Raw genomic sequence first — 14,098 nt, 5'->3', positions numbered from 1 at the left:
GGTCGCTTCCAAGGTCTTGTTGGTCGGACATTTCTTGCGGCGGACCACATGCCGCGCGTGGGGAATGAGTATTTATTACCAGAAAGAAGCACCAGCGCTTGGGCTTCTTTCTGGTCATAAATACTCCCGCCGGAGGCTCCTGCCCTCGCGGCTTGCGCTGAGGGCAGGGAAAGGGTGTGCGCTGGCCGCGTTCAATATGGCGCCTGGAGATCGTTCATCGAGACAAACACCGTCTTCATTTCCGAGAAATGGTTGATCGCCAGTTTCGAGTTTTCGCGCCCCACGCCCGACTGTTTCGAACCGCCAAAGGGCGCCTCGACCGGGGCCAGATTATAGGTGTTGATATAGCAGGTGCCGGCCTCGAACCCGGCCACCATCCGGTGCGCACGGGTGATGTCACGGGTAAAGACACCGGCGGCGAGGCCGAATTCGGTGGCATTGGCGCGCGCCAGCACCTCTTCTTCGGTGTCGAAGTCGAGCACCGACATGACCGGGCCAAAGACCTCTTCGCGCGCGATGGTCATGTCATCGGTCACATCGGCAAACACCGCGGGTTCAATGTAGAACCCATCGCGCGCCAGCCGGGTGCCGCCATGAACCAGTCGCGCGCCCTCGGCTTTGCCCTTTTCGACATATCCCAGGACGATGTTCATCTGGGCCTCGCTGACCATGGGGCCGAAATTGGTGGCCGGGTCCATCGGGTCGCCGATCACCGCGGTTGCCAGACGCTCGGACAGGCGGGACAGGAACGCCTCCTTGATGCCTTTCTGCACAAAGACGCGGGTCCCGTTCGAGCAGACCTGGCCCGAGGAATAGAAGTTGCCCAGAATCGCGCCCGAGACCGCGTTTTCAAGATCGGCGTCATCGAACACGACCAGCGGCGACTTGCCGCCCAGCTCCATCGTCACGTGTTTGATGCTTTCGGCGGCGGCGGCATAGACCCGGCGCCCGGTCGGGACCGAACCGGTCAGCGACACCTTGGCCACGCGCGGATCGGTGACCAGGGACGCGCCGACATCACCATAGCCCTGCACGACGTTATAAATACCCTTGGGGGCCCCGGCTTCGACCAGGATTTCGGCGACCTTCAGGGCGGAAAGAGGGGTGGTTTCCGATGGCTTGAAAACCATCGTATTGCCGCAGGCCAGCGCGGGCGCACCCTTCCAGCAGGCGATCTGGGTGGGATAGTTCCAGGCTCCGATACCGACGCAGACGCCCAGCGGCTCTCGGATGGTATAGGCGAAATCACCGCCACCCAGCGGGATATGCTCGCCGGTCAGCGAGCCGGCCAGCCCACCGAAATACTCCAGCGCATCGGCGCCCGAGGTGGCATCGGCCACGGTGGTTTCCTGAATGGGTTTGCCGGTGTCATGGGTCTCGATCACCGACAGATCATGGTTGCGGTCCCGCATGATATCGGCGGCACGGCGCAGGATGCGCCCACGCTCGGTTCCGGTCATTGCAGCCCATTGCCCCTGCGCCTGTCGCGCGGCCTCAAGCGCCTGATCGATGATCGCAGGCGTGGCCGAATGCAGCCGGGCAATCACTTCGCCGGTGGCCGGATAGATCACGTCGATCACGGCGCCCGCCGTGTCCTCGACATAGGCGCCATTGATGAAATGGCTCGCTTGAGGCTGGAACTTCATGATGCGTCCTTTGTGCCGGTGCCGGAGATGTTGGGGAGTCGTCGCGGATCTTCTACGAGTTGTTTGATTGGCCAGTCAATAAAAAAAGATTCAGACGAACGGAGCTGTGGAAAAGATGGGTAGAGTTGAAAATGTTCTCTAAATGTTCTATGTTGGTTCCATGGAACGTGGAGGGTGGATGCCATGACTCAGCATTACGACGCCATGCCCCAGATGGGGCCCAGCAACGACTATCACCTGCTGCCGGTGACCGAGAAGCAGTTGCGCTTTGCGCGCTCAATCGCTGCTCGCACCTCGCTCGACATCCCGGTTGAGGCGCAGCGCGACCGGCGCATGTTGTCGGCCTGGATCTCGGCCCATCGCGCGCCCGAGACCTCCCGGTTTGACAGGTATCCGTCGGGCAAGCAGGTCGCCTATGCCGAGCGGATCGCGCGGGCCAAACGCCGTGCGGTGCCGCCGGAATGCTTTCATGACAAGGCGGCAATGTCGGCCTGGATCGACCGCAACAAGTGACCGGCGGACAGGGGTGTTGACTTATCTGACAGATTTAGTCAGATAAAAGCAAAGCCAGATTGGCCGTATGGCCGGATCCAGCCGCGCCTGACAACATCCCAAGGATATTCGCCATGAAAACCCGCGTGCTCGCCGCTATGGCGCTGGCTCTCTCGTGTTCCGCGCCTGTTTGGGCGGCCGACCGCTCTGCTGTTCTGACCACTTATGCCGATATCGCCGAGGCTAAGTATCAAGACAGCCTGACCACCGCCCGCGCGCTGCAGGCCGCTGTCGATGCTTTGATCGCCGACGCGTCGGCCCAGACGCTGGAGGCCGCCAAACAGGCCTGGCTTGCTGCCCGCGACCCCTATCAGCAGACCGAGGTCTATCGCTTTGGAAATGCCATCGTCGACGATTGGGAGGGCAAGGTGAATGCCTGGCCGCTGGACGAGGGTCTGATCGACTATGTCGACGCCTCCTACCCCGGCGTGACCGATGAAAACGGCTATGCTGCGCTGAACGTGATCGCGACGCCTGCGTTCGACCTGTCCGGCACCTCCATCGACGCCCACCAGATCACGCCCGAACTGCTCTCGGGCACCCTGCACGAGGCGGATGGTGTCGAGGCCAATGTGGCCACCGGGTATCACGCCATCGAATTCCTGCTCTGGGGTCAGGACCTGAACGGCACCGGCCCGGGTGCTGGCAACCGGCCCTGGACCGACTACGCGCCCGGTGCCGATTGCACCGGTAGCAATTGTGACCGGCGCGGAGCTTATCTTCAGGCGGCGACCGATCTGCTGATCTCGGACCTTGAATGGATGGCCGCGCAATGGGCGCCGGGCGGCGACGCCCGTACCTCGGTCACGGCGGACGAGACTGCTGGCCTGGTGGCGATGCTGACCGGCATGGGCAGTCTCAGCTATGGCGAGCAAGCGGGTGAACGCATGCGGCTGGGCCTGTTGCTGAACGATCCCGAAGAAGAGCACGACTGTTTCTCGGACAACACGCATAACAGTCACTATTTCGATGGCCTGGGTATCCGGAACGTCTATCTCGGCAGCTATACCCGTGTTGACGGCACGGTGATCTCGGGCGCCTCGCTGTCCGATCTGGTGGCCGATGCCGACCCGGCGCTGGATGCCGAGGTCAAGGACAGGCTCGACATCACGATGGCGGCGCTGGGCGCCATCCGCAACGCCGCCGAGGGCGGGTTCGCCTATGACCAGATGCTGGCGCGCGGCAATGCCGAGGGCGAGGCGCTGATCATGGCGGGCGTCGACGGGCTGATCGAACAGGCCCGTTCGTTCCAGCGCCTGTTCCCGGTGCTGGGCCTCGACGATATCGCCTTCGAAGGCTCGGAGTCACTCGATAACCCCGGCGCTGTGTTTCACTAACCCCATCCTCAGCACAGCAAGCGACACATGCCCGCCAAGCTGCTCATCCAAGAAAGTAGCATCATGACTTACAAACATCTTGCGGCGCTGACCGGCGTCGCCATGCTTTTTGCGGGAGCAACGCAGGCGCAAGAGGCGCCTGGCTTCACCTGGGAAGGCTCACTGGAGCTGGAATATGCCCGCATTTTCAAATCGGACACGCCGGGCAATGAATTCGGTGCCGCCACCGGCACGCTGGACCTGTCGGGCGCCTATCGGTTCAACGACACCATCAGCGTCTTTGCCGCGCTGACGGGGGAGAGTCTGAATGACCCGGTTCCGGGTGACCGGTATTTCACCGACTGGGGTCTCTATATCAAAGAACTGGGCGTGCAGTTTGACACCGGCGCGGCCAGCTTCCAACTGGGCAAGGTCTCGCCTGTTTTCGGCATCGGCTGGGATCAGACGGCGGGGTTCTTTGCCGCCAATCTGGCCGAGGACTATGAGTTGACCGAGCAGCTGGGTGCTCTGGTCGCCGTTGATCTTGGATCCGCGGGAATGCTGCATGCGGGTCTGTTCTATGCCGATGACACCGCGCTCAGCCGGTCTGCCGGGTTCCGCCGGGGTCGCAACACCAGTGCAGCGGGTGGCGCGGGCAATACCGGGCGGCTCGATAACGGTGCGCTCACCTGGATCAAATCCTTTGGCGAGACCGAGCTGCGACTGGGTGTGCGCCATCTCAGCCGGGGCGCTGGTGACGTGAAATCCGAAAACGGCGTGGTGGCCAGTGTATTTCATTCGTTTCATAACATGCCGCTCGACCTGTTTGCCGAAGTGGCCAGTTTCAGCGGCTATGGCGGCACCGCCGACGATGCCACCTATGCCACGCTCAACGCTGCCTATACGCTGGGCGACGTCACCCTGTCGGGCACCTATGCCCGGCGTGATATCGACAGCACCGGCCTGACCGAACTTTTCTCGGTCGGCGCCGAATACGAGTTTGGTGAACGCTACCTTGTCGGTGCTGCATTGGCACGGATCGAAGAGGCAGGAGCAGTGGATCATGTCTTTGGTGTGAACTTCGAGATCGCGTTGGGTGTATGAGTGGAAGAGGACCTCATATCGTCAAGATGTGCCGGGTGATCCCCTCCCGATGCCGGGGTCCTCTTGTCTTGCCGCTCGCGATGGCGCTTGCCTTGCTCGCTCCGGTGGCCGAGGGCCAGACCCGTTCAGAATCCGTACGCAGGCGGATCGAGGCGGTCACCGCCCCGACAACCGGGTTTACAGCGGCGGAACCGTTCGAGCAGTTGCCCGGTGGGGCGGCTACCGTCTCTGGGGATCTCGGGCGCGAGGCGTTCTCGCGCCCTTCGGCCAATATGAGTTTCGAGCGGGAGCTTGATTTCCACCTGGGTCAGGCCCTGTTCGACAAGCTCTGGGTGGCCTCTCCCGCCTCGACCAAAGCGTCGGACGGGCTGGGGCCGCTTTACAACGCGCGCAGCTGTCAGGCCTGCCATATCCGCGACGGGCGCGGCCGGCCCACGGGCGGACCGGGGCTGGTGCTGCGGGTTGGACGAGAGACATCCGCCGGGGTTCTGCCCGACCCCCGTTTCGGGTTGCAGATACAGAACAGCGCCATTCCCGGTCTGCGGCCCGAGGCAAGCGTCAGGATGACATATACCGAGACAGAGGTGGCTCTGAATGGCGGCGAAGTGGCGGTCTTGCACAGACCCGATTATCGATTGGACGCCATGCAGGGGGCGCTGCACCCTGATAGCGCACTTAGCGCCCGGCTGGCGCCTCAGATGATCGGGCTGGGCCTGCTCGAGGCGATCCCCGAGACGGAGATATTGGCATATGCCGATGCGGACGACCGGGATGGCGACGGCATATCGGGGCGACCCAACCGGGTAGCTGATCTGGAGACCGGGCAGGAGGCGCTGGGCCGGTTCGGGTGGAAGGCGGGCGCGGTCACGGTCCTTGACCAGACGGCAGCGGCCTTTGCCACGGATATCGGCATCTCCTCGCCACTGCTGCCCGCGCCGTGGGGCGACTGCACCGCGTTGCAGGTGGAATGCCGGAATGCTCCTCATGGCAATGGCGATCCGCGCGGGACCGAGATCGACGGCCCGGCGCTGGCGCTGACTGCGTTTTACAGCCGCAACCTTGCGGTTCCGGCGCGGCGGGATGTGGATGACCCCGACGTGTTGCGGGGCAAGCGGGTGTTCTACAGCATCGGCTGCCCGGCCTGCCATGTGCCCAAACATGTGACTGCCCGGCTGAGCGATCGGCCCGAGCAAAGCTTTCAGCTGATCTGGCCCTATACCGATCTGTTGCTGCATGACATGGGCGATGGGTTGGCTGACGGGTTGCCGCACGGCGTGGCCACCGGGCGCGAATGGCGCACGGCACCGCTCTGGGGGATCGGCCTGACCGAACAGGTCAGCGGAGAGGCGCGTTTCCTGCATGACGGGCGGGCGCGCACATTGCTTGAAGCGGTGCTCTGGCACGGGGGCGAAGCAGCGGCGCAGCGCGATCGTGTGATTGACCTGACGCCCGAGGACCGCGTCGCCCTGATCCGGTTTCTGGAGAGTCTTTGAGATGAAACAGCTTGTTGCCCTGATCCTATGCCTTGTCGCCGCAACGGCATCCGCCGACCCGGTCGGTCGGGTGCTTGACTCTCATGTGTTACCGGGGTTCGCGCGGCTGGCGAAAGAGACAGCGTCGCTGGCCGCTGCTGCCGAGGTCGGGTGCGACGAGCGCGACCCTGATTTGCGCGCGGCGCTCAACGGCGCGCTGCGCGCCTGGGCCGGGGTCAGTCATCTGCGCTTTGGCCCGACCGAGGCAGAGAACCGCGCCTTTGCGCTGGCCTTCTGGCCCGACAGCCGGGGTATGACCCCCAAGGCGCTGGCCGGGCTGATCGCGGCAGAGGATCCGGTGGTGCAGGATGCACAGACGTTTACCCAGGTCTCGGTCGCTGCGCGCGGGCTCTATGCGCTGGAGTTCCTGCTCGATGACGAGGATCCGGCGGGCAGCGACGCCTATCGTTGTGCCCTGATCCGCGCCATCGCGCGCGACAGTGCCGGGCTGGCACAGGCCATGGTGGCGGATTGGCGTGACCGCTATGCGGCGCTGATGCGCGCAGGGGGGTCGGAAAGCCCCTATCGCAGCCAAGACGAGGCGATGCAGGAGCTGTTCAAGGCGCTGGGCACCGGGTTGCAGATCACCGCCGATCTGCGTCTGGGGCGGCCAATGGGGACATTCGACAAGCCGCGCCCAAAGCGGGCCGAGGCCTGGCGCGCAGGTCTTTCCCTGTCTCTGGTGATCGCCGCTTTGAACTCTCAGAAGCAGCTTGCCCTGATGCTGGCCGAGGGGGATGCCGGGCTGCAAGAGCGGCTTGGCGTAACCTTTGACCGTGCATTGGCCAGCGCGGCGGCCTTGGACGATCCCGCCTTGGCTGGTGTCGCCACACCTGACGGACGTGTCCGGGTCGAGGCGCTGCAACAACGGATCAACGAGATCCGTGAATTGGTGGCGCAGGAGCTGGGGCCGGAACTGGGGGTTTCGGCCGGGTTCAACGCATTGGACGGGGATTGAGCGATGACCACACGACGTGGATTTCTGGTCGGGTTGGCGGCGGCGGGTCTGACCCCGTGCGCCAGTTGGGCCGATGCGGGCGCCCCCGCTTTCCTGAGCGCCGGGCGCGCTCAGGATGGTGCTTACAACCTCTATGGTCTGGAGAGGCGCGGCAGGCCGCTGTTCCACCTGCCGATCCCGGACCGGGGCCATGCCGCCGCCGCCCATCCCGAGCGGGCCGAGGCGGTGGCCTTTGCGCGCCGCCCGGGCCGGTTCGCGCTGGTGCTGAACTGTGTGACCGGGGCAGAAATCGCCCGGCTGAGCGCGCCCGAGGGGCGGCATTTCTATGGGCATGGCGCCTTTGATGCCGAGGGCCGGATTCTGTTCACTACCGAAAACGATTACGAGGCCGGACAGGGCCGGATCGGGCTGTGGGACGCCAGCGCAGGGTATCGGCGGATCGGCGAGTTTGGTTCAGGCGGGGTCGGCCCGCATGACATCCGCCTGATGCCGGACGGCAAGTCTCTGGTGGTGGCCAATGGCGGGGTGGAAACCCATCCCGACACCGGCCGGGTCAAGCTGAACCTGCCGGTGATGCAGCCCAACCTGAGTTATCTTTCGCTGTCCGGCGAGGTGCTGGAGGTGGCCCATATGCCTCCCGAGCACCGGATGAACTCGATCCGTCACCTTGATCTGCGCGCCGATGGGCTGGTGGCTATTGCAATGCAGTGGCAGGGCGAGGCGAGCGATTTGCGCCCGGTTCTGGGTCTGCACCGGCGCGGCGCTCCGCCGATTGCGGTGACAGGGTCCGAGGCAGAGATGCGCGCCATGAACGGCTATGGCGGCAGCGTCATCTTCTACGACGGGGGCAGGCGCGTCGCGGTCTCCTCCCCCCGGGGCGGGCTGGTGCAACTGAGCGATGTGGCGACGGGCCGGATCACCGGAGGGGTCGCGATCACCGATGTCTGCGGGCTGGGCGTGACCGGCGGCGCGCTGGTCGCCTCGTCGGGCAGCGGTGTCTTCACCCGCGTCGGCGGAAAGGTCGCCAGCCGTTCCGCGATTGCCTGGGACAATCACCTGGTGGCGGTCAACGGAGGATGAGGCCGCGCTATTCTTTGGAATTCCTTTCGTGCGAGGCGACAGCCACCGCCGCCGACACAAACAGGCCGAGCAGAATGTAACCGGTCACAGCCTCGGCTACAGCCAGGCCGCGGCACGTCCCGACTGGTTGCAGATCGCCGTAGCCGACCGTGGTAAACGTGACATACGAGAAGTACAGCAGTTCCGAGGGACGCTGCGCTCCGATAATGCAATTGTCCGAATACCCGAAGGACGCATAGACGGCAGCATAGAGAAAAGGCACGGACTGGATGAAGGATATGCCCATCAGCACGACCTGATGCTTGGGCTGACCGATCCGCACGACATAGGTCCAAAGCTGCATCAGCAGCCATGCCGCCAGAACGATCGTGGAAATGGAACCCAAGGTCCCGCCCGCGACCCCTTCGTCTACCTGTGACAGGATACGGAAGGCCAAGCTGCTGACGATGACCATTCCGGCCGCGGCGATCATGGTGCCGCGCCATTCGCGCGTCAGGGAGTGCGGTTTGGTCATGTGCTGTTCCTCGATTTCCGGCTTCGATCATCTCTTGCCGGCCGAGTTCAAGCAAGCATTCAGAAGCTTAATGCGAGGCCAGATGCTCCTCGCCCCGCGCACGGGCCAGGGCGATCTGTTTCTGCCGCTCTCGGAACCGCATCTTGTCAGCCTCCGAGGTCTCGTCAATGCACAGGTGGCAGCTGACCCCATGCTCGTATTCCGGGCGATTGCGATCCTCGGGCAGGATCGGACGGCGGCAGCCATGGCACAGCTCGTGCGGCCCCTCGACCAGCCCATGCCCGACCGAGACCCGGTTGTCGAAGACGAAACATTCGCCCTGCCAGGTGCTGTTGTCGGCGGGTATCTCTTCGAGATAGCGCAGGATGCCGCCCTTGAGGTGATAGACATCCTCGACCCCCTGACCCAGCAGGTAGTTGGTCGATTTCTCGCAGCGGATGCCGCCGGTGCAGAACATCGCCACCCGCTTGTTGTGGAACCGCTCCTTGTTGGCTTCCCACCAGGCGGGAAAGTCGCGAAAGCTTTCGGTCATCGGGTCGATGGCGCCTTCGAAGGTGCCGATGGCGACCTCGTAATCGTTGCGGGTGTCGATCAGCACCACATCTTCCGAGCGGATCAGGTCGTTCCAATCCTCAGGCTCGACATAGTGGCCGACGCGCGCGCGCGGGTCGACATCCGGCTGGCCCATGGTGACGATCTCTTGCTTCAGCCGCACTTTCATCTTGCCAAAGGGCGGGTGGTCGCTGGTCGCCTCTTTCCACTCAAGATCAGAGCAACCCGGCAAGGCGCGGATGTGGGCCAGCACCGCGTCGATCCCGGCGCGCGGTCCGGCGATGGTGCCGTTGATCCCCTCTTTGGCCAGCAGCAGCGTGCCCTTGACCCCCTGCGCCAGACACAGGTCAAGCAGGGCGGGTTTCAGGGTGGCCGGGTCGGCGAACCGGGTGAAGTGGTAGAGTGCGGCGATCGTGTACATGCCCGCGCCATACGCCGCGCCGCGCCCGATTTCAAGAGGCGCGGCAAGGGGTGAAACATGCGTTTTCGATGTTGTTTTATTGGTCTTCGCTGGCCAGTGCGAGGCCGTGAACCACGGCGGTGAATACTTCGGAATCCTGTTGTTCGGCGCCCGGCAGGACGCGCCCCAGCGCGGCGCGGATCACCCCCATCAGGCTGGAGCCGCCGACAAACACGACCTGATCGACGCTGTCCTGGGCAACACCCGCATCTTGTACCGTCTGCATGGCGCAGGTGGCGATATCATCGGCGTAACCGGCCAATGCCGCCTGCATCGCCGCATTGCTCAGATCGGCGCCCAGCCCACGTTCGACGATATCCAGCACGATGCGGCCAAGCTCGGACCCATTTGCGGCGATCTTGCCCGCCTCGACCGCGTAGGCCACGTCATGGCCCAGATGCGATTCCAGCACATCGGCCAGCCGTTCGAACAGGCGGGGCTGTTCGGCCAGACGGACCCAGCGCCGCACCTCGCGCAGGGTGGCGGGGTCATAGACAAAGGCGATCTTTTCCCAGCTGGCCAGATCGTGGAACAGGGCCCGGGGGGCGCTGTGGCTAGCCTCGCCCAACTCGGCCCCGATCTGCGCCTCGTATCCCAGCAGGGGCATGGCGTGATCCAGGCTCAGCACCCGGTCGAAATCCGTCCCGCCGATGCGCAGACCCCGGCTGGCCAACACTTGTGTGGCCGTTCCCTGACGGTCGCACAGGGTGAAATCCGAGGTGCCACCACCGATATCGACGATCAGCATGCGGCCCTGACCCGCCACCGCCAGCGCCGCCGCCTCGGGTTCGGGCAGAAAGCTTACCTCGCGAAACCCGGCCAGCAGATAGGCGTCGCGCAGGTCTGTACAGGCCTGTGCATCGCGCTCGGCAGAGGCAGAGTGGAAATGCACCGGACGGCCGGACAGGGCGCGGTCAAAGTGCTCTCCGCTCAGCCGTTCGGCACGCGTTCGGATCTCGGCCAGAAAGCGGGCGATGACCTCGATCAGGGTCAGTCGCTCGTTCAGGAACATGCGCGGTTCGCGGGCCAACGGGGTGCCCAGAATGCTTTTCAGCCCGCGCAGAAAACGGCCCTCTTGCCCGTCCATCATGGCGCGGGCGGCGTCGCTGCCATAGACATAGCGGCGCGCGGCAAAGTCGATGAACACGGCGGTCGGCAGGGTCTGCGCGCCCGGTTCCAGCGGCAGAACCCGGGGATGTCCTGCCTGCACCAACCCCGCAGCCGTGTTCGACGTTCCGAAATCCACGCCAAGACGTGCCATTACTTCCCTCCCGGTTTTTGCGAAAGGCGCCCGGATATCGCAGGGCGGCAGACAAGGCAACGGTGGTTTTCACACACCGCCCGGCGCAAAGGGAGCTTTTCGGCGATCACGCCACGCGCTAGGCTCGGCCCCAAAAGGGAGGCGCAAATGCATGGCTTGATCGTGATCGACGTTCAGAACGATTTCTGCCCCGGCGGCGCGCTGGCGGTGCCCGAGGGTGATGCGGTGGTGGCGCCGATCAACGCCATGATGGCGGATTTCGATGCGGTGATCCTGACGCAGGATTGGCACCCGGCTGGGCATTCCTCTTTCGCTTCGTCCCATCCGGGCAAGGCTCCGTTCGAGATGATCGACATGGCCTATGGGCCGCAGGTGCTGTGGCCCGACCATTGCGTGCAGGGCAGCCCGGGCGCCGCGTTTCACCCGGCGCTGCGGACCGATGCCGACCTGATCCTGCGCAAGGGGTTCCGTACCGCGATCGACAGCTATTCGGGATTTTTCGAAAACGATCGCAGCACGCCCACGGGCCTGGAGGGCTATCTGCGCAGCCGGGGCATCACCCGGCTGACGCTTGTCGGGCTCGCCACCGATTTTTGCGTTCAGTATTCCGCATTGGATGCAGCGCGGTTGGGCTTTGCCGTCGAGGTGCGGATGCAGGCCTGCCGCGCGATTGATCTGGACGGCTCTCTGGCCGCGGCTGTTTCCGCGATGAAGGCGGCCGGAGTCACGCTGACCTGAGGCACGGTTGCGATTTGTTAACGGACTGAAAGGTATAGATTCGGAGCGAAAGGTCATGATCTATCCTTGGGGTCGCCGATGCATGTTGCCGGGTCGCCCGATGTCGACCACCTATCTGACTATGAACGAAGATACAGCAGGCGCGGCCTGCTGATCCGCTACGCGCGCGGGCGGGTCAAGAATTTCGCCAGTCGCCAGATCATGACTTTTGCAGGTGGTTTCGTCCTTGCCATGACCGAGGGGCCGCGGACCGCCAGCCTCGCGGTGATCGTTGCCCTTTTGGGCGAGGTGATAGATTGTCTGTACCTCAATCGTTTGCCGGAACGATTGCGCAACGGGTACGGATATCGCCGTCTTCTGATCGGCAGCACCCTCACCGCCTTCGTTCAGGCTCTGACGATCAGCTATTGCGTCTGGCTGGCATGGACGGGTGCGCGCAGCGGGGTGTCACCGCTGTTCATCGGCTCGTTCCTGGCGGGGGCGGCCATCAATGCCGGGCTTGTGCTGCCGTTTCATCGCCCCGCCGCCGTGGCGCGGCTGGCGGTCTACGCCGGGATCACGCAATACCTCTTCCTGATCGAAGCGATAAAGCCGGGCAGGGCCGGGGATGCCCTGTTCCTGAACGCGGCCGGCGCGGTGATGCTGGCCTTTATGGTCGGGTTGTTCCTGAACTTCGTGAACTGGGGCTTTCGTCAGCACCGGCGCACCACGCTGGACCTGATCGAACAGGGTCGTGACCTCGTCCGGCATCAGAAAGAGGCGCAACTGTTGTCGCTTGTCGCCAAAAACGCCAATGACAGCGTCATTCTGGCCGATGCCGATGGTCGGATCGTCTGGACGAACGAGACGTTCACGCGCATCACCGGCTATTCCGTGGACGAAGCCAAGGGCTTCTACCCCGGTGATCTGCTCAACGGCGAGAAGACCGACCTTGAAGTGTCGAATGCAATTGCCGAAGCCGTCGAAGCGGGCCGCCCTTTTCGAACCGAGATCCTGAACGTGTCCAAGGATGGGCGTGAGATCTGGATGGAAACCAACCTGGTCCCGGTTCTGGACAAGAACGGTCGGGTCGAGGTCACCGTTGCCATCGAGCGAGATGTGACAGCGGCAAAAGCACAGGCCGAGGAACTGGCTGCGGCGCGTATTGCGGCAGAAGAAGGCGCCCGTGCCAAAGCGGAATTCCTCGCCACCATGAGTCACGAGATCAGGACTCCGATGAATGGTGTCGTTGGTATGGCAGAGCTGTTGTCCGATACCGAGTTGTCGGAGGAGCAGCGACAATATGTAAGCACGATCCGAAGTTCCTCGACGGCGCTGCTGGCGATCATTAACGACGTGCTTGAGCTTTCGCGCCTGGATGCCCGCAAGATGGAGCTGCATCCCGTGAATTTCGATCCCAAGGCCTGCCTTGAAGAGACGCTGCGGCTTTTGCAACCGCAGGCTCGGGCAAAAGGGCTGAAGCTGGCTCTTGAAACAGAGACGGACGTGCCGCCGTTGGTGCATGGCGACGATGGCCGCTTGCGTCAGGTTCTGATCAACCTGCTTGGCAATGCGATCAAATTTACCGAGCGCGGCGGTGTGACCCTGCGCGTGCGGGCCGAGGCGCAGGAACCTGGACACCTATTTGTCATCGAGGTCGAGGATAGTGGAATCGGCATCGCCGCAGATAAGATCGAGCGAGTGTTCGAACGGTTCTCGCAGGCTGATACCGATACCACGCGGCTCTATGGTGGAACCGGCCTGGGATTGACGATTTCACGCGAGCTGGTTGTCCTGATGGGAGGCCGGATCACGGTCGAGTCCACGCTGGGTCAGGGATCGTGTTTCACACTTCGCCTGCCACTCGGACCACCCGGCGATCCAGGTGCAGATGCGGACGCCCAGACCCTGTCGCCTGACGAGCTAGATCGGTTGCGCGGATTATCGGTGTTGGTTGCCGATGACAACCGGGTCAATCGCCTTTTGATGGGCAAGTTCCTGGCCGATCTTCCGATCCGTCTGGATTTCGCCCATGACGGTCAGCAGGCGGTTGCGATGGCAACGCGGCAAGAACCGGATATCGTCTTTATGGATATGTCGATGCCGGTGATGAGCGGGATCGAGGCGACCAGCCAGATCCGGGCAACAAAGGGGGCGCAGCCGCTGATCGTCGCGTTGACCGCAAATACCTTTGACAGTGATCGCGCTGCTTGTCTTGCAGCGGGGATGGACGACTTCCTCAGCAAACCTGTGGGAAGGGCCGATCTGTTTCGCTGTCTGCTGAACCATCTGCCACCGCGGGACGCGACAAGAATGAAGGCTTCAGTTTGATCAAGCGCAGCCGCGACCGGGCGAATTGCCATGACCGTAAGGCTGGCGTATCCATGGGTGATCCATTCTGAACGA

Annotated in this window: 12 protein-coding genes; 8 read left to right on the top strand and 4 right to left on the bottom strand. The window is 63.5% G+C overall.

Annotated features, from left to right (window positions below):
- Positions 1-191: 191 nt before the first annotated feature.
- Positions 192-1,646: a betaine-aldehyde dehydrogenase gene (betB, locus tag AC2FLM_RS07680; RefSeq protein ID WP_496856995.1), complete on the bottom strand. Its 1,455-nt coding sequence runs from the start codon at positions 1,644-1,646 to the stop codon at positions 192-194.
- Positions 1,647-1,829: 183 nt separating this feature from the next.
- On the opposite strand from betB, the gene AC2FLM_RS07675 reads away from it, so the two are divergent.
- The 6 genes from AC2FLM_RS07675 to AC2FLM_RS07650 all read left to right on the top strand — a co-directional run bounded on the left by AC2FLM_RS07675 (position 1,830) and on the right by AC2FLM_RS07650 (position 8,188).
- Positions 1,830-2,159, top strand: coding sequence for a hypothetical protein (locus AC2FLM_RS07675; protein WP_234139233.1), 330 nt, complete (start codon positions 1,830-1,832; stop codon positions 2,157-2,159).
- A 113-nt stretch (positions 2,160-2,272) separates the two neighbouring features.
- Positions 2,273-3,535, top strand: coding sequence for an imelysin family protein (locus tag AC2FLM_RS07670; RefSeq protein ID WP_496856993.1), 1,263 nt, complete (start codon positions 2,273-2,275; stop codon positions 3,533-3,535).
- 63 nt (positions 3,536-3,598) lie between these two features.
- Positions 3,599-4,618, top strand: coding sequence for a hypothetical protein (locus AC2FLM_RS07665; RefSeq protein ID WP_496856991.1), 1,020 nt, complete (start codon positions 3,599-3,601; stop codon positions 4,616-4,618).
- Between the two features lie 80 nt (positions 4,619-4,698).
- Positions 4,699-6,111, top strand: a complete 1,413-nt coding sequence (locus AC2FLM_RS07660; protein ID WP_496857247.1) for a di-heme oxidoreductase family protein — start codon at positions 4,699-4,701, stop codon at positions 6,109-6,111.
- 1 nt (position 6,112) lies between these two features.
- Positions 6,113-7,108: an imelysin family protein gene (locus AC2FLM_RS07655; RefSeq protein WP_496856989.1), complete on the top strand. Its 996-nt coding sequence runs from the start codon at positions 6,113-6,115 to the stop codon at positions 7,106-7,108.
- A gap of 3 nt (positions 7,109-7,111) precedes the next feature.
- Entirely contained in the window at positions 7,112-8,188 is a 1,077-nt protein-coding gene (locus tag AC2FLM_RS07650) for a DUF1513 domain-containing protein (RefSeq protein ID WP_496856987.1), read from the top strand.
- Between the two features lie 7 nt (positions 8,189-8,195).
- On the opposite strand, the gene AC2FLM_RS07645 is transcribed toward AC2FLM_RS07650, so the two are convergent.
- The 3 genes from AC2FLM_RS07645 to AC2FLM_RS07635 form a co-directional block, all read right to left on the bottom strand.
- Positions 8,196-8,702, bottom strand: a complete 507-nt coding sequence (locus AC2FLM_RS07645) for a potassium channel family protein (protein ID WP_234139239.1) — start codon at positions 8,700-8,702, stop codon at positions 8,196-8,198.
- A 67-nt stretch (positions 8,703-8,769) separates the two neighbouring features.
- Entirely contained in the window at positions 8,770-9,675 is a 906-nt protein-coding gene (gene trhO, locus AC2FLM_RS07640) for an oxygen-dependent tRNA uridine(34) hydroxylase TrhO (protein ID WP_234139240.1), read from the bottom strand.
- Positions 9,676-9,751: 76 nt separating this feature from the next.
- Positions 9,752-10,975, bottom strand: coding sequence for an Hsp70 family protein (locus AC2FLM_RS07635; protein ID WP_496856985.1), 1,224 nt, complete (start codon positions 10,973-10,975; stop codon positions 9,752-9,754).
- A 147-nt stretch (positions 10,976-11,122) separates the two neighbouring features.
- On the opposite strand from AC2FLM_RS07635, the gene pncA reads away from it, so the two are divergent.
- Together pncA and AC2FLM_RS07625 are read left to right on the top strand one after the other, a co-directional pair.
- The gene (gene pncA / locus AC2FLM_RS07630; protein ID WP_496856983.1) at positions 11,123-11,713 is read left to right on the top strand and encodes a bifunctional nicotinamidase/pyrazinamidase; all 591 of its coding nucleotides are present in this window, start codon (positions 11,123-11,125) and stop codon (positions 11,711-11,713) included.
- Between the two features lie 78 nt (positions 11,714-11,791).
- Positions 11,792-14,023, top strand: a complete 2,232-nt coding sequence (locus tag AC2FLM_RS07625; RefSeq protein WP_496856981.1) for an ATP-binding protein — start codon at positions 11,792-11,794, stop codon at positions 14,021-14,023.
- Positions 14,024-14,098 lie beyond the last annotated feature (75 nt).

This window comes from Ruegeria sp. SAZD011, assembly GCF_059612545.1.
This window is presented reverse-complemented; position numbering and strand designations above follow the sequence as displayed.